Below are 16706 nucleotides of genomic sequence, written 5' to 3'. Positions count from 1 at the left end.
GGCAGGCCTTACGGCTTGCCCTTTTGCCATGTGACCTGCTGGTTATAAAGCGGCACCGTGGAGATCGCCATCTTTGCCGAGCCGTCGGTCAGTTCCCGCGCATGCACCAGATAGATCAGCGTGTCATTGGCCTTGTCATAAACGCGGCTGACGACGAGCTTCTTCCAGACCAGCGACATGCCCTGCCGGAACACCTCTTCCCCGCCCTTTGAGAGATCGATATCGCCGATCTCCACCGGCCCCGTCTGGCTGCAGGAAATGGCATTGTTGGAAGGGTCTTCAAACCAGTTGCCGTTCTTCAGCCGGTCGATGACGCCGCGCTCGAAATAGGTAACGTGGCAGGTGACACCCTTGATCTTCGGATCGGCGATCGCCTCGATAACGATATCATTGCCGATCCAGTCGACCCCGACTTCACCCACGACCTGCGAATGCGCCGCTGTCACCGGAAGCAATGCCAGAAAGCCCGCAAACAAACCCGACAGAGTTTTCATCGTCATCGCATCTTCTCCGTTACGCTGCTTCAAACATAAGTGCGCGGAACGGTTACGCAACCCGGGAGACGGCGCGTTTTTTCATGCTGCAGGGCTGGTAACCGGTGGAGGTGAGACGCCCCGCGACCATGCCGATCTTTTCCGGCAGATCGCGGATATGGGCAACGCGCAACGCCTTGGCCGCTGCAATCGACGCGGCCGCGCAGACGACAGCATCTTCCGCTGCATTGTGGTGCACGAAACGCAGCTGGAGGTGATGGGCGATGACATTCAGCTTGTGCGACGCCAGATTGGGCCAGACATGCCGGGCGATCTTGACGCTGCACAGATAGGAAAGGTCTGGATAGGACTGCCGGTATTTGTCGAAGGACGCGCGCATGACGCTGAAATCGAAGGCGGCATTATGGGCGATCATGGTGGCGCCGTGGAAGTCGTCGATGAACTCCTCCATCACCTCGGGAAATTCCGGCGCATCTTCGACATCGGCCGGGCGGATGCCATGCACGGCGATGTTGAAGGGCGAAAACCGCATGTCCTTCGGCCGGATCAGCCGTTCCTCGACGCGAACGATCTCGCCGCCCTCTATCCATGCAAGCCCGACGGAGCAGGCGCTGCCCCGTTCCTCATTGGCGGTCTCGAAATCGATGGCGATGGTTTTCAAGAGTGATTCCCGTTGTTTCATTCCGGCATAGACCGGATTGACGTCAAAGAGAACCAGCCTCGGCAGAACCCGCTTCCGAAAGCATCCAGTCGATGAGCTTCACCAGATCGGGATTGTCCAGCATGCGCCGCGGATAAACGAGGAAATAGGCGAGCGTGCTGGCCATGTCCTTACCGAAGGGCGCAATCAATGCGCCCTCCGCAATTTCGCGGGAAACCAGCGAACGCCGGGTCAGCGCAATGCCGTGCCCGGCCTTGGCCGCATCCAGCGCGCCATTGCTGTCGATGAAGACAGTGCCACCGGAGGCATCCACGTCCGATGCTCCCGCCGCCTCCAGCCAACGCCGCCATTCATTGCGGTTTTCATCGTGCAGAAGCGGAATGGATTTGAGATCCCCCGCCTCCTGAAGCGGCCCATATTTCTCCAGAAGCTGCGGTGAACAGACCGGTAGGGTGCTGTCATCGATGAAGCGGATGCTCTCCAGCCCTTCATACCGACCGAAACCGTGTCGCACCGCCAGATCGACGTCGTCCCTTGAAAAATCCACCAGCCGGTTCGTCACGCTGATGCGGACATCCACCTGCGGGTGTTGCTGCTGGAAGGCAGGCAATCGCGGCATCAACCATTGAACGGCGAAAGTGGGCGTGCAGCTCAGCGTCAGAACCGTGATCTCGGAGCGCGCCGTCAGTTCCGCCGTCGCCTCGCGCATCATCCGGAAGGCGGTACGAAGCGCGCCGTAATAACGCTCCCCCTCACGCGTCAGCTGTATGCTGCGCGGCTTGCGGAAAAACAATTGCACGCCAAGCCGCGCCTCCAGCTCCCGGATTTGCAGGCTGACGGCACCGGGCGTGACATTCAACTCATTGGAAGCAAGCGTGACGCTGCGATACCGCGCTGCGGCCTCGAAGGCCTGCAACCCTTTCAGAGACGGAAGTTCGGCTGCCATGATTTAGCTCATCTCAATTATCGAACGAGAAACAATCGTTTGAAAACACCATAAAACAGGAAGTAAATAGACACAACAAGACCTGAAACGCAGTGAGAACCACCCATCCCCAGATTGAGCAAAACTCAACCGATATCGGGTGGATGGCGGCGAGCCGGCCTGCGATCATGTCGATACTCATGCTTTGGGAGATGACGATGGCGATACAGAAACAGATGGATGCCGGTGAATGGGCCATGCTCGTCGCGCTTTCGCTTCTGTGGGGCGGATCGTTCTTTTTCATCGGTGTCGCCGTCAAGGAACTGCCGCCCGTCACCATCGTCACGCTGCGCGTCAGCCTGGCGGCAATCGCGCTTCTCATCGTCTGCCGCATAATGGGCCTTCGCCTGCCGCGTGAATGGGCGGTGTGGCGCGCCTTTTTCGGCATGGGCCTGCTCAACAACATCATCCCCTTCTGCCTGATCGTCTGGGGCCAGACCCATATTGCCAGCGGACTAGCCTCGATCCTCAATGCCACCACGCCCCTCTTCACCGTCATCGTCGCCCATTTTCTCACCGCTGACGAGAAGATGACCGGCAACAAGCTCACCGGCGTGCTGATCGGCTTTGCCGGCGTGGCGACCATGATCGGCCCGGCCGCCTTCACCGGCTCATCCGGCCTCTGGGGCCAGATCGCCATTCTCGGCGCGGCCATCTCCTATTCTTTCGCGGGCATATTCGGCCGCCGTTTCAAGGCCATGGGCGTACCGCCGCTGATGACCGCCACCGGCCAGATCTCCTCCTCGGCACTGATGCTCATCCCGGCCGCCCTTCTTATCGATAAACCATGGACGCTCGCCATGCCGGGCCTCGGAACCTGGGGCGCGCTTGTCGGCATCGCCCTCTTGTCGACGGCGCTCGCCTACCTGATCTTCTTCCGCATCCTCGCCAGCGCCGGCGCCACCAACCTTGCCCTCGTCACCTTCCTCATTCCCGTCAGCGCCATCCTGCTCGGTTCGCTGCTCCTCGGCGAGCAGCTGGAGATGAAGCACTTCGCCGGCATGGCGATGATCGCCGCCGGTCTTGCGGCGATCGACGGCAGGCTGCCGGCAAAACTCAGAAGCCTGCTGCGCAACGCACCCGCTTGACAGGGCCATGCGGCAAAAGCATTCTGCGCGCATGATCGCAACGAAACAGAACACCACCCGTCGCCATACCATCACCGGCCACCCGGCAGGCAGAGGTATGTCGTCGCGTTAAGCGATCCATTTCCACCCTGCCACCAGAGCAGGGTTCGCAAACCTGCTCCCATACGCCCAAGGAGACAGGCATGCAGAACATGAAATTTGCCGATAATGAAGATTTGCAATTCAGCTTGAACGAAGTCGTCTTGCGTGCGGCGCGTCTGGACGATGCCGAAGCCCTGACCGAAATGTTCAACCTGCCCGGCGTCCGTCACGGCACGCTCCGACAGCCGTTTCAGTCCGTTGAAAAAACGCGAAAATCGATGGAAAACCGCGGCCCGAACGATATCGCCATCGTTGGCGAGTGGCGTGGAAAGATCGTTGCCAATGCTGGACTGTTTCGCAGGGCGGGAAGGCAGTCCCACATCGCCGATCTGGTGATCAGTGTTCACGACGATTTTGCGGGCAAGGGCGTCGGATCATATATTCTCGGGGCGTTGATCGACACGGCCGACAATTGGCACGATATACGCCGCATCGAACTGAACGTCTTCACCGATAATCTCCCTGCAATCCGGCTTTACGAGAAATTCGGTTTCGAACGCGAAGGCACCCTGCGCAACGACGCCTATCGTGACGGAAAATACGTCGATGCCCACGTGATGGCGCGTCTTCGATAGTTCCGGTCAGTTGTCCAGGTGGTCCGCAAACACTTCCCGAATGGTCCGGCGCGACCATTCGGCCATTTTGTCGTTACGCCCGCGCTCCGCATCCAGCACGATCAATGCCTTCCACAGCGCCCAGCCACGCCCGCGCTGCCATGTCGCCTCATCCAGATCCAGCGCCCGGCGAAAAACGGCGCGGCTTTCCGCATCGAGCACGTTCCACGCGAGGATGAGATCGGAAGACGGATCGCCGACGCCGGAACTGCCGAAATCGATGACGGCCGAAAGCCGGCCGTCCTTCACCAGCAGATTGCCCTCGGCAATGTCTCCATGCACCCACACTCCCTGCTTCCGCCAATGGCTCGAAAGTGCAAGCTGCCATATCTCCATGGCCAGCGCCTGATCCACCTCATCGGCAAGCCGCACCGCCGAAGCCTTCGCCTCCCCGTCATAGACCGAAAGCGAGCCGCCGCGATGGAAGTTATGTGCGCCTGCGGGCGGGCCATCCGAAGCATCCACCCCGTGCAATGCTCTTAAAAACGCGGCAACATCGACGGCGATGGTTGAAAGATCAACGCGATCCAGACCCCGGGCGAGCGGTTCGCCCTCAAGCCAGCGATAGACGGACCAGCGGAACGGATAACCCTGTCCCGGCTGCCCGAGCGCCAATGGCGCAGGAATCGGAAAAGGCAGGAGCGGCGCAAGCGCCGGCAGCCAACGATGCTCCTTCTCCACCTGCGCAACATACCGGGCGGCACTTGGCATGCGGATCAGCATCTCATCGCCAAGACGGAAGCTGCGATTGTCCCAGCCGCTCAGCTCCACCGGCCGGATATTTAACCCCGCCCATTGCGGAAACTGGCTGCCCACCAGCGCACGGACCTGCTCTGTGCTGACGACAATGCGGTCATCCATGCTGTGGTCTCCGTGTCAGTCGCAAAGCTCTAGCGGCAGAGATCAACATGCCATGACCGTGTATGTATCAGCCGCCGATCAAGGCCAGCCACTCGTCCTCGTCCATAGTCTGCACGCCCAGTTCCGTCGCCTTGGCAAGCTTGGAACCCGCCCCCGGTCCCGCCACCAGAATATCGGTCTTTTTGGAAACCGAGCCGGCCACTTTCGCGCCGAGGCTTTCGGCACGCGCCTTGGCCTCGTCACGGGTAAATTTCTCCAGAGAGCCGGTAAACACCACCGTCTTGCCCGCCACCGGACTGCCATCGGTCGAGGGCTTCTCGGCTTCCTTCGGGCGAAGCTCCCGTATCAGCCGGTCGATGACATCGAGATTGCGCGGCTCCTTGTAGAATTCGACGATGGCGCGGGCCACCACTTCGCCGATGCCGTCGATGCTGTTGAGTTCGGCCCAGGCATCGCTCGCCGGATCGGCCGCCGCCTTCATGCTCTCTTCGAAATGTTCGTAAGTGCCATAGGAGCGCGCCAGAAGCTTCGCCGTGGTCTCGCCCACATGGCGGATGCCGAGCGCGAAGATCAGCCGGTGCAGATCGATCTCGCGGCGGGCATCGATGGCGTCGAACAGCTTTCTAACGCTGACCTTGCCGAAGCCGTCGATATTCTCGAGTCTGGTCAGTTGCGAGGCTTCCTGCCGCGCCTTGAGGGTGAAAATCTCAGGCGCAGTCTTGATCGAAAGCGCCGGATCATCACTTTCGAAAAAGAAATCGATCTGTTTGGTGCCAAGCCCTTCGATATCGAAGGCATTGCGCGAAACGAAATGTTTGAGATGCTCCACCGCCTGCGCCCGACAGACGAAACCGCCCGTGCAACGCGTGACCGAATCGAGCTTGCCGGTTTTCTCATTACGCTCCCGCACCGCATGGCTGCCGCAGACCGGACATTTTTCCGGAAAGGCATATTTCACTGCCTCGGCCGGGCGCTTTTCCAGAAGCACATCCAGCACCTGCGGAATGACGTCACCGGCGCGCTGCACGATCACCGTGTCGCCGATACGGATATCGTGGTCCTCCGGGCGAATGCGCTCGCCGCTATTGCCGATGCCTTCGATATAATCGGCATTATGCAGCGTCGCATTGGTGACGACGACACCGCCGACGGTGATCGGGGTGAGACGCGCCACCGGCGTCAAGGCACCGGTGCGCCCCACCTGAATTTCGATATTCTCAACCGTGGTAAAGGCCTGCTCGGCCGGAAATTTATGGGCGGTGGCCCAGCGCGGGCTGCGCGAGCGGAAGCCCAGCCGTTCCTGCAGATCGAGCCGGTCGACCTTATAGACCACGCCATCGATATCATAATCGAGATCGGGCCGTGCGACGCCTATTTCATTATAATGCTCAAGCAATTGCGCGGCAGAGGTGAATCGCTTCATCAGCGGATTGACCGGAAATCCCCAGTCCCGGAATTTCTCCACGATGCCATATTGCGTATCGGCGATCCGCGCCGGCTGGCCGCCATTCGAAACCTCGCCCAGCGCATAGGCGAAGAACCGCAGCTTGCGTTTCGCCGTCACATTGGCGTCGAGCTGGCGCAGGGAACCGGATGCCGTGTTGCGCGGGTTCACATAGGTCTGCTTGCCTTCGGCCTCCATCTGGGCATTGAGCGCCAGAAAGTCGCTCTTGGCCATATAGACCTCACCGCGTACTTCCACCACATCGGGCGCATCGGCGGGCAGCTCGTTCGGAATCTCCTTGATGGTCCTGATATTGGCGGTGACATTCTCGCCCGTCGTGCCATCTCCGCGCGTCGCCGCCGTCTTCAGCCTGCGGTTCTCATAGCGGATCGACATGGAAAGCCCATCGATCTTCGGCTCGGCGGTGAAGGCGATGGAATCGTCCGGCAGATGCCCGAGGAAGCGATAGACGGAACTCACGAAATCCCGCAAATCCTCTTCCGAAAACGTATTGTCGAGCGAAAGCATCGGCCGCGCATGCACGATAGGTGCGAAGGTCGGAAGCGGCGCGAAGCCGACTTTTTTCGACGGGCTGTCGGCCCGCACCAGCGCTGGGAAAGCTGCTTCGATGGCATCGTTGCGCCGCTTCAGCGCATCATATTCCGCGTCCGTAATCTCCGGCGCATCCTTGCCGTGGTAGAGCGCATCGTGGCGGGCAAGCTCGGCCGCCAGAAACGCAAGCTCGGAAGAGGCTTCAAGCTCGGTGAGGTTTTCGACGGATTTCTGGTCTTTCGACATGACGGCCTCTTTTGCGAATTACCGAACGCTTTTAGCCGAAATAACAAACATTAAAAACAGTTTTGCCGCTGGACTCACAAGCCGGATCCGCTCTCGCAACGCTATCGGTAGCGGTCAGTCCTTGGCCGCTAGCAGGCGAGCCGCCGCAGCCCTCGCCTCGTCCGTCACCGATGCACCGGCAAGCATGCGGGCAATCTCTTCGGTGCGGTGCTTCGGTTCCATGGTGGCTACGCGCGTGGCGATACGCTCGCTGCCGTCGCCGGATGGGCCCTTGGAAATGAGCAGATGGGTCGCCGCCCGTGCCGCCACCTGCGGCGCATGGGTAACGGACAGAACCTGCACGGTTTTCGACAGGCGGCGCAGCCGCTGGCCGATGGCATCCGCCACCGCGCCGCCGACACCCGTATCGATTTCATCGAACACCAGCGTCGGTGCCGAACCGCGATCCGCCAGCGCCACTTTCAGCGCCAGCAGAAAGCGGGACAATTCGCCACCCGAGGCCACCTTCATGATCGGTCCCGGCCGGGTGCCAGGATTGGTCTGGACGTGGAATTCAACCGTGTCGATGCCGTCGGCCGTCGCCTGCTCGGCATCGGAGGTCACCTCGACGGTAAACCGCGCCCGCTCCAGTTTCAGCGCCGGCAGCTCTGCCATCACCGCATTGGAAAGCGCATCCGCCGCATGGCGGCGTTTTTCGGAAAGGGATTGCGCGGCACGGTCGAAATCAGCCTTCACCACGCCGAGATTGGCCTCGAGCTTGCCGAGCTTTTCTTCGCCGGCATCGAGATCGGCGAGATCGGCCACCATTTTTTCGGCGAGAGCCGGCAAGTCCGGTACGGCAACGTTATATTTACGCCCGGCAGCGCGCAGCGCGAACAGCCGCTCCTCCACCCGCTCCAGCTCACGCGGATCGAATTCGGTGCGGCGCAGCGCCGCCTCCACTTCCATCTGCGCATTGGAAAGGCTGTCGAGCGCGGCGTCCAGCAATTGCACCGTGTCTTCCAGCAAGCCCGGCGCTTCATGGCTCTTGCGCTCCAGACGCCGCATCATCGAGGCGATGACAGGCACAGGCGAAGCATTGCCATTCAGAAACTCGCTTGCCTCAGCGATATCGCCGGCAATGCGTTCGGATTTCTGCATCACCGCCCGGCGTTCGGCCAGCTCGTCCTCTTCACCGTCGCGCGGCGAGAGCGTTTCCAGTTCCTCGACGGAAGAGCGAAGGTAATCCGCCTCGCGCGCTGCCGCCTCCACCTTGGCGCGGTGCGTCTTCAGCGCACGCTCGGCATCCTTCCAGGTGCGGTAGAGGCCCTGAACGGCACGAGCCTCATCGCTCAGCCCGGCAAAGGCATCCAGCAGCCTGCGGTGTGCATCGGTATCGACAAGCGCGCGATCATCATGCTGACCATGGATTTCGACCAACAATTGCCCGAGCTGGCGCATCATCTGCACGCTGATGGCCTGATCGTTGATATAGGCCTTGGTGCGACCGTCAGAGGATTGCACCCGGCGGAAAATCAGGTCGCCATCGTCGTCGAGACCGTTTTCACGCAGGAGAAGCCGCGTCGGGTGATTGTTCGGGACTTCGAAAGTGGCGGTCACCTGCCCCTTCTCTTCCCCGTGCCGCACAAGGCCGCCATCGCCACGCCCGCCAAGCGCGAGCGAGAGACTATCGAGAAGAATGGATTTGCCCGCACCCGTCTCGCCCGTCAACACGGAAAGGCCCGCCTCAAAACCGAGGTCGAGCCTTTCGATGAGAACGATATCGCGAATCGAGAGCTGGACCAGCATGGCCTATGCCCCGTCTCAGGCGCCGATGAGCTTCTTGCCGGCGCGCGAAATCCAGGACCCCTTGTTTTCCCGCGGCTCCAGCCCGCTGCCCTTCAGCAGCTTGTAGGAATCCGAATACCATTGGCTGTCAGGATAGTTGTTGCCGAGAACGGCGGCCGCGGTCTGCGCTTCGTCCACCAGGCCCATCGCGTAATAGGCTTCCGTCAGACGTGCCAGCGCTTCCTCGATCTGGTTGGTGTTCTGATACTGCTCTACGACGATGCGGAAACGCGAAACGGCGGCGAGGTATTCCTTGCGCTCAAGATAATAACGGCCGACCTGCATTTCGCGGCCGGCGAGCTGGTCGCGGGCGAAACGGATCTTGGCCTGTGCGTCGGCGACATATTCCGAATCGGGATAGTCGTTGACGACCTTGTTCATAGCTTCAACGGTGCGCTGTGCGGCGCGCTGGTCCTGCGTGACGTCGGAAATCTGCTTCGAATAGGCAAGACCGATCATGTACTGAACGTAAGCGGCATCCTTGGAGCGCGGATATTGGCGCAGGAACCGGCTGCCGTTGGTAATGGCCACATCGTTCTTGTTGGTGCGCGTGGCAATGAAGGTCTGCATCACCAGCGCCTTCTGGCCCCATTCGGTGAAGGGGTACTGCTTGTCGATCGCCTCGAACTTGCGTGAGGCTTCCGTCATGTTACCGGCGTTCATGTTGGCAAGCCCCTGCTTGTACAGAACATCCGGCGGATCGGTCTCGACGCCGAGCTTGGTGATGTCGATATCCGGATCGGACTGGCAGGCCGTGACGGCGACACTCGCGCCGACCAACATCAACGAGACGGCGATCCCCCGCATCGTACCCTTCATTGCACCAGACCCTACATGCTTCATTCGACAGTTCCCACTTCCCGCGCAAATACATAAGCATCGGCTTTGCACTGGCGTTCTAGCCATAAAAGCATCCGCAGGGCAACGCAATGATGACGCATTAACGCATTTTTATGGCATCGACCCGTGCAATCGCATGAATATCAGGCGATATTACGCAACTTCTTGTTCCCATCACGAAAAAGCCGCCCCAAAGGGAGCGGCTTTTTCTGTCAATTGATAGCCTGCGAAGGAATTCACGCAGACCAGGGTGCGAATTCCGGCATGTTGACCGCAACGAATTCGCGGGCGCGTACCATCTGGTTGCGGGCAGCCGGCGCTTCGACGATCTCATAGGCGGTGCGGTCGCTCAAAAGCGCCTTCAGCGCATTCGCATTGACCTTGTGGCCGCCGCGATAGGAGCGGTAGCAGCCGATGAACTGCGCACCGGCAAGCGCCAGGTCGCCCACGGCGTCCAGCGTCTTGTGACGGACGAATTCGTCCTTGGCGTAACGCAGGCCTTCCATGTTGATAACGCTGTTGTCGTCGGAGATGACGACCGAATTCTCAAGCGAGGAACCGAGCGCATAACCGGCGGCCCACAGGCGCTCCACATCACGCATGAAGCCGAAGGTGCGGGCGCGCGACAGCTCGTTCTTGAAGCTCTCCGCCGTCAGGTCGCCCTTCCAGGACTGCTTGCCGATCAGCGGCGTATCGAAATCGATGTCAACCTCGAAGCGCGTACCGTCATAGGGACGGAATTCCGCCCAGGAGGCGCCCGAATCGATGCGCACCGGCTTGGTGACGCGAATATAACGGCGCTTCACGCCGAGGCTCTTGATGCCGACCGATTCGATCGCTTCGATGAAAGGTGCGGAGCTGCCATCCATGATCGGCGCTTCCGGACCGTCGACTTCAACGATGAGGTTATCGAGGCCCATGGCGTAGATGGCGGCCATGACGTGCTCGATCGTCGCAACCGACTGGGAAAGCGAACGGCCGAGCACGGTGCACAGGTCGGTATTGCCGACATTGGCCGAAACCGCCTTCAACTCGGTAACGCTGCCATTGTCATGAAGGCGATGGAAGACGATGCCCGTTCCGGCTTCTGCGGGCTGGAAGGTCATCGAAACCGGATTGCCGGAATGCACGCCAATGCCTTTGAGCTGAACAGCATTTGCGATAGTTGTCTGAAATCCGAGCAGTCCGATAGTCATGCGAATATGCCTTGTTTTTGCAAACCGCGCCGCTTGAGCGCCGTTCAAGTTTTCGAGCCGGTTTGGCAACCGGCCAAGTCCGTGTTTTCCTTTACCCAGCCTCATACATACGCACATGTAGGTGCCACGACAAATCACTGTTCGTTTCGGATTGTTACACGCGTAAACCTTTGAAAATACGAATTAATTTAGTGTTAATAACGTAAAATAAACAAAACGCCCGGATCGTGAAACCCGGGCGTTCGAAGAGGCGGATGGAATCGCCCTTAGTTGGACTGGCGGCGCAGGAAGGCCGGGATTTCCAGCTGGTCGTCGTCGTGATGGCTGGCCGATGCAGGCGTTGCGCGGCCGTGGTCGTCAAGCTGGCCACGACGCGGTGCGTAGAGGCTGGCTTCCGGCGAAAGCGGCGCGCGGCGCTGCTGCGGCGCCATGCTCGGCGCATCCATCATGTCGGACGGAACTTCTTCTTCTTCGCGACGACCAAGCGAGTTGGTGATGCGCTTCAGGAGACCCATCGGGCCACGCTCTTCCTGGGCAGCAGGAGCGGCATGGGTGCGATGTTCCATCTCGGCCTTGACGACCGGCGGGAAGTCTTCGACCTTCGGCATGCGAACCGGCTCGGGCTGGCGGGCAACCGGTGCGGATTCCTGATAGACAGGAGCCTGCGGCTGCTGCATGCGCGGCGCCGGAGCGGCAACCTGTTCCGGAGCGTGATAGACCGGTGCCGGGGCAACCGGAGCCGGAGCGGCCTGCTGAACCGGCTGGGCCGGACGGAGAGCCGCCGGCGCTTCAGCCGGAGAAGATGCGAACAGCTTGCTCTGCGGACGGAAATCCTGAGCCGGCTGCTGGTGTGCGGCGAAACCGAGTTCGCGTTCCATTTCGGCTTCTGCCGAACGGATGGTCTGGGCGATCGGGTCTACGGCCTTCTGTGCCTGCGATACTGCTGGAGCAGGCTGAACTGCGGCCGGAGCGGAAGCAACGGCCGCGGAAGGACGGATAAGCGGCTTGGCAACGGCTGCTGCGGCACGCATATCGGCAACGTTCTGTTCGCCGACGCCTGCAACGCGGTCGATGCCGGTCGCAACGACGGAGACGCGGATGAGACCTTCCAGAGCTTCATCGAAGGTTGCGCCGAGGATGATGTTCGCATCCGGATCGACTTCTTCGCGGATACGGGTTGCAGCCTCGTCGACTTCGAACAGGGTAAGGTCGCGACCGCCGGTGATGGAGATCAGCAGGCCCTGTGCGCCCTTCATCGAGGTTTCGTCGAGCAGCGGGTTGGCGATTGCCGCTTCCGCAGCCTGCATCGCACGGCCCGGACCGGAAGCTTCGCCGGTACCCATCATTGCACGGCCCATTTCACGCATGACCGAGCGAACGTCGGCGAAGTCGAGGTTGATGAGACCTTCCTTCACCATCAGGTCGGTGATGCAGGCAACGCCGGAGTAGAGAACCTGGTCGGCCATGGCGAAGGCGTCGGCGAAGGTCGTCTTGTCGTTGGCAATACGGAAGAGGTTCTGGTTCGGAATGACGATCAGCGTATCGACGGACTTCTGCAGTTCCTCGATGCCCTGTTCGGCAAGACGCATACGGCGGCCGCCTTCGAAGTGGAAAGGCTTGGTGACGACGCCGACCGTCAGGATGCCCTTGTTGCGGGCGGCCTGTGCGACGACGGGAGCAGCACCCGTGCCGGTGCCGCCGCCCATGCCGGCGGTGACGAAGCACATGTGGGTGCCGTTCAGGTGGTCGATGATCTCATCGATGCATTCTTCAGCGGCGGCGCGGCCGACTTCCGGCTGCGAACCGGCGCCGAGGCCTTCGGTGACGTTGACGCCGAGCTGAATGACCCGATCTGCCTTCGTCATGGTCAGCGCCTGCGCATCCGTGTTGGCGACGACGAAGTCGACGCCCTGAAGACCAGCCGTGATCATGTTGTTGACAGCGTTACCACCACCACCGCCGACACCGAAGACGGTGATGCGTGGCTTCAGCTCTGTGATATCAGGCTTCTGCAGCTGTATCGTCATTTTAACATTCCTTCTTTCTCTGGCCGCATCGCCCCGCTGGCCGATTCTTGAAAACTCAACTCTGAAACCTCCGGCTTACGCCACGAGGCCACTCAAAAACTCTCTTTCAGCCATTGCCCCACCCGGGCTATCCGGCTGCTACCGTTACCAAACGGCGAGAACATTCCGCCTTGCGCCGCATGAATTTCGATGTCCGCCACCTGCGGATAGATCATCAGTCCGCACGCCGTCGAAAAGGCAGGCCCCTTTGCCGCGACCGGAAGACCGGCGACCCCCATGGGGCGGCCGATACGAACGTTGCGAGCAAGAATGCGCCGTGCCGTTTCCGGCAGCCCCGTCAGCTGGCTTGCGCCGCCGGTCAGGACGACGCGCTTGCCAACAATCGGGCTGAAGCCGGACTTCTGGATGCGATCACGGATCAATTCCAGCGTCTCTTCGATACGTGCCCGTACGATACGGGTGACCAATGCTCTTGAAACTTGCGATGGTTGATCGCGATCGTCTTCGCCAATCGGCGGGATCGAAATCATGTCGCGCTCATCCGCGCCATTCAGCAAAGCCGAACCATGCACCACCTTCAGTCTCTCTGCATCTTCGATTCGTGTCGAGAGGCCTCGTGCAAGATCTGTCGTAACGTGATGGCCGCCAAGGCCGATCGCATCGGTGTGAATGAGACGGCCTTCGGCGAAAACCGAGATCGTCGTGGTGCCGCCGCCCATGTCGATGGCCGCGCAGCCGAGTTCGACTTCATCGTCCACCAGCGCTGCAAGACCGCTGGCGTAAGGCGTCGCCACCATGCCTTCGACGGACAGATGTGCACGGTTGACGCAAAGCTCGAGGTTCTTCAGCGCCGTGCGCTCGACCGTGACCACATGCATGTCGACGCCGAGAAGATCGCCATACATGGAGAGCGGATCGCGAATACCGCGCTCGCCATCCAGCGAGTAACCTGTTGGCAGCGAATGCAGGATGGCCCGGTCCTGACGCATGGATTGCTGGCTTGCCGCCACCAGAACCTTGCGCAGATCGCTTGCTTCCACTTCCTGCCCGCCGAGATCGATGCTCGCGGTATAGATATCGCTTGCCAGCCTGCCGGCCGAAACATTGACGATCAGGCTGTCGACGGTAAGCCCCGCCATGCGCTCGGCCGCATCAACGGCGAGACGGATAACGCCTTCCAGCGCATCGAGGTCGGCAATCACGCCTGACTTCACGCCACGCGAACGCTGGTGGCCGATGCCGATGATTTCGACCTTGTGGGTGCGGCCCGGCAGGATTTCGCTTTCCTGGCGCGGCGTCAGCCGGCCGATCATGCACACGACCTTGGTCGAGCCGATGTCGAGCACCGAAACGATGTGGCTGCGCTTGGAAGAAAGCGGCTTCAGGCGAGGCAGGCCGAAATGGGAAGAACCGAAAAAGCTCATGTGTTCTTCTCCGCCTTCTTGAGAGCCTTGGTGCGCGCATCAACAGCGGCCTGGCGGCGCTCCGTGGCGCCCTCGGTCAACTGGATCGTGGTGCGGTCCGCGAGCCGGAGATCGACGGCGGCGACATCGCGCGACAGCACCTTTTCCTCGAGATCGAGCCGCGCCAGCAATTGCAGCGCCTGCGGCAGGTTTTCTTCAGGCAGCTTGACGACGATGCCGTTATCGAGATGCAGATCCCAGCGACGGCCGGCAATGCGGACATAAGCGCGGACACGGTTGCGGATTTCCGGCCAGTCGGCCAGCTGCTCGACGAAACCGGCAGCACCCGTTTCCGCGTCACGGCCGACGAAGAGCGGCAGGGCGGCGAACTTATTGTCCCGCAGCGGCGCAATCACGCTGCCGCTTTTTTCGATCAGCGACAGTTCCGTTCCATGCTGCCAGATGCCGAAGGCCTGACGCTCCTTCAGCCGGACTTCCACGGTCTTGGGGTACACCTTGCGGATATCGACATCTTCCACCCAGGGAAGCTGCACCAGCTTGCGGCGCGCCGCATCGATATCGAGCGCGATCAGCGAGGTGCTGCCATCGAGGCCGAGAAGCTGAAACACTTCGATTTCGGAGGTCTGCAGATTGCCGGAAACCTTCACGTCCTCGACCGCAAAACCTGCGGCCGATGTCGTGGTCTGGGTAACGATATTGGTGTGCCCGCCGAGCGACATGCCGTAAAGCCCGGTCACCGCGTAAAAGGCGACGGCCGAAATCGTACCGGTATGGGCGGGAATGTGAATGCGTCCGGTCGCAAGGCTGACACCGAAACGCACGAAGCGACGCAGGGGACGCGGCAATACCATGCGGTCGTCGGCGCTGGCCGCCGCCGCGAATTGTTCGCGCTTTTTTGCCGTCGACTTTTTGCCGATCACCGCAAACACGAAGCGTCCTCCACCATCCAGCTGACAAGGTTACCAAAGGAGCGGCCAGCATGAGCCGCCATTTCCGGCACCAGGGAGGTCGGCGTCATGCCCGGCTGCGTATTCACTTCAAGCCAGATAACTTCGCCATCTTCTGAGAAACGGTCGTCGTAACGAAAGTCTGAACGGCTTACGCCACGGCATCCGATCGCCCGATGCGCCATAACCGCCAGTGTTTGAATTTTTTGGTAAATTTTCGGTGAAATTTCTGCGGGAATGACATGTTTCGAGCCACCAGCCGCATATTTCGCATCATAATCATAGAAATTGTGACCGAGCGGCACCACTTCGGTGACACCCAGCGCCTCGCCGTCGAGTACGCCGCAGGTCAGTTCGCGGCCGTGAATATAGCGCTCGACCATGACCTGATCGCCGTAGCGCCATTCCGAAGAGGTGAGGATCTGCGGCGGATGCGACTGGTCTTCCTTGACGATCACGACGCCGAAGCTCGAACCTTCACGCACCGGCTTCACGACGTAAGGGGGTGCAAGCGGATGTTCGCTGGTGAAATCGAAGCGGTTCATGACGCGCTCGGCAGCCACCGGGATGCCGGCAGCTGCGGCAACCTTCTTGGCCTGCGCCTTGTCCATGGCGAGCGCGGAAGCGAGGACACCGGAATGGGTATAGGGAATGGCGAGATATTCGAGAATGCCCTGAATGGTGCCGTCTTCGCCAAAGGGACCGTGCAGCGCGTTGAAGGCGACATCCGGGCGCAGCTCGGCTAGCACGGCGGCGATATCGCGCCCCACATCGACCCGCGTGACCTTGTAGCCCTCGTCTTCCAGAGCCTGCGCGCAAGCGTTGCCCGACGACAGGCTGACCGGCCGCTCCGACGAAAATCCACCCAAAAGAACAGCTACGTGCTTGCCGCTCATCGAACCCTCTGACACCAACTCTCCGTTACGAACCACGCTCCGAAACCACCGAATTTGACGAACGGTGATTCTGGCACATGACCCTTGAGATCAGTTAAACGCCATTAAGGTTAATGAATCGTTTACTTTCGTTAACCGCCGCGTCCAACGTGCCGAGTTTCGTTAAAGAATCAGCACCGATCCGGATTCCCTCCTTGGAATCAGAGAGTTGCATGGATTGCAACATGCAGGTTTTCAATGATCGGAAATAAAACGATGCTCGCGCGTCTGCCGCCAATCGATAAAGGCAAGGCCGAAACGTTAACAGACGGGATTATTCCCCAGGGAAAATTATCTGGCGTTTCAGCGTTTTAAAACCGCGGCCTGAATCAGTCTCTCAATCCCCAAAGCATCCCCGGGAGGCATAACCATACGTATCGCACTGATGGATCACATTATCTGCATTATTTCTTTTTTAGCATTC

At 60.3% G+C, this 16706-nt stretch carries 14 protein-coding genes; 2 read left to right on the top strand and 12 right to left on the bottom strand.

Features of this window, described 5'->3' with window-relative positions:
* Window positions 1-8: 8 nt before the first annotated feature.
* The 3 genes from PH605_RS14205 to gcvA are packed head-to-tail and all read right to left on the bottom strand — an operon-like array spanning window position 9 to window position 2101.
* A complete protein-coding gene (locus tag PH605_RS14205; protein WP_035220532.1) occupies window positions 9-500 on the bottom strand; it encodes a CreA family protein in 492 nt (163 codons plus the stop codon).
* A 46-nt stretch (window positions 501-546) separates the two neighbouring features.
* Window positions 547-1155 (bottom strand): 3'-5' exonuclease, encoded by a 609-nt coding sequence (locus tag PH605_RS14200; protein ID WP_003522337.1) that lies wholly within the window; start codon window positions 1153-1155, stop codon window positions 547-549.
* Between the two features lie 43 nt (window positions 1156-1198).
* Complete coding sequence (gene gcvA, locus PH605_RS14195; RefSeq protein WP_142845287.1) at window positions 1199-2101, bottom strand: transcriptional regulator GcvA; 903 nt, start codon at window positions 2099-2101, stop codon at window positions 1199-1201.
* 197 nt (window positions 2102-2298) lie between these two features.
* Between gcvA and PH605_RS14190 the strand changes: the two genes are divergently transcribed.
* Window positions 2299-3228 carry a DMT family transporter gene (locus tag PH605_RS14190; RefSeq protein WP_161987905.1) on the top strand — a complete coding sequence of 310 codons (930 nt, stop codon included), beginning with the start codon at window positions 2299-2301 and terminating at the stop codon, window positions 3226-3228.
* Between the two features lie 182 nt (window positions 3229-3410).
* Window positions 3411-3944 carry a GNAT family N-acetyltransferase gene (locus tag PH605_RS14185; protein WP_142845286.1) on the top strand — a complete coding sequence of 178 codons (534 nt, stop codon included), beginning with the start codon at window positions 3411-3413 and terminating at the stop codon, window positions 3942-3944.
* Window positions 3945-3950: 6 nt separating this feature from the next.
* Here PH605_RS14185 and PH605_RS14180 read toward each other — a convergent pair whose 3' ends face one another.
* The 9 genes from PH605_RS14180 to PH605_RS14140 form a co-directional block, all read right to left on the bottom strand.
* Window positions 3951-4844 carry an aminoglycoside phosphotransferase family protein gene (locus tag PH605_RS14180; RefSeq protein ID WP_142845285.1) on the bottom strand — a complete coding sequence of 298 codons (894 nt, stop codon included), beginning with the start codon at window positions 4842-4844 and terminating at the stop codon, window positions 3951-3953.
* 67 nt (window positions 4845-4911) lie between these two features.
* A complete protein-coding gene (gene ligA / locus PH605_RS14175; protein ID WP_142845284.1) occupies window positions 4912-7086 on the bottom strand; it encodes an NAD-dependent DNA ligase LigA in 2175 nt (724 codons plus the stop codon).
* A 114-nt stretch (window positions 7087-7200) separates the two neighbouring features.
* Window positions 7201-8874, bottom strand: coding sequence for a DNA repair protein RecN (gene recN / locus PH605_RS14170; RefSeq protein ID WP_142845283.1), 1674 nt, complete (start codon window positions 8872-8874; stop codon window positions 7201-7203).
* A 15-nt stretch (window positions 8875-8889) separates the two neighbouring features.
* Window positions 8890-9756 carry an outer membrane protein assembly factor BamD gene (locus tag PH605_RS14165; RefSeq protein ID WP_003522209.1) on the bottom strand — a complete coding sequence of 289 codons (867 nt, stop codon included), beginning with the start codon at window positions 9754-9756 and terminating at the stop codon, window positions 8890-8892.
* A gap of 233 nt (window positions 9757-9989) precedes the next feature.
* A complete protein-coding gene (gene lpxC, locus PH605_RS14160) occupies window positions 9990-10949 on the bottom strand; it encodes a UDP-3-O-acyl-N-acetylglucosamine deacetylase (RefSeq protein WP_003522208.1) in 960 nt (319 codons plus the stop codon).
* A 266-nt stretch (window positions 10950-11215) separates the two neighbouring features.
* The gene (gene ftsZ, locus PH605_RS14155) at window positions 11216-12976 is read right to left on the bottom strand and encodes a cell division protein FtsZ (protein ID WP_142845282.1); all 1761 of its coding nucleotides are present in this window, start codon (window positions 12974-12976) and stop codon (window positions 11216-11218) included.
* Between the two features lie 92 nt (window positions 12977-13068).
* A complete protein-coding gene (ftsA, locus tag PH605_RS14150; protein ID WP_142845281.1) occupies window positions 13069-14400 on the bottom strand; it encodes a cell division protein FtsA in 1332 nt (443 codons plus the stop codon).
* A complete protein-coding gene (locus PH605_RS14145) occupies window positions 14397-15329 on the bottom strand; it encodes a cell division protein FtsQ/DivIB (protein ID WP_003522205.1) in 933 nt (310 codons plus the stop codon). The genes ftsA and PH605_RS14145 overlap by 4 nt, the downstream gene beginning before the upstream one ends.
* Window positions 15317-16243 carry a D-alanine--D-alanine ligase gene (locus PH605_RS14140; protein ID WP_059756663.1) on the bottom strand — a complete coding sequence of 309 codons (927 nt, stop codon included), beginning with the start codon at window positions 16241-16243 and terminating at the stop codon, window positions 15317-15319. Before PH605_RS14140 ends, PH605_RS14145 begins: the two co-directional genes overlap by 13 nt.
* Between the last annotated feature and the right edge of the window lie 463 nt (window positions 16244-16706).

Source organism: Agrobacterium sp. CFBP 3001 (assembly GCF_027871605.1).
Lineage (GTDB): Bacteria > Pseudomonadota > Alphaproteobacteria > Rhizobiales > Rhizobiaceae > Agrobacterium > Agrobacterium leguminum.
Note: the sequence above shows the minus strand (reverse complement) of the source record. Positions and strands in the feature narration are given on the sequence as shown.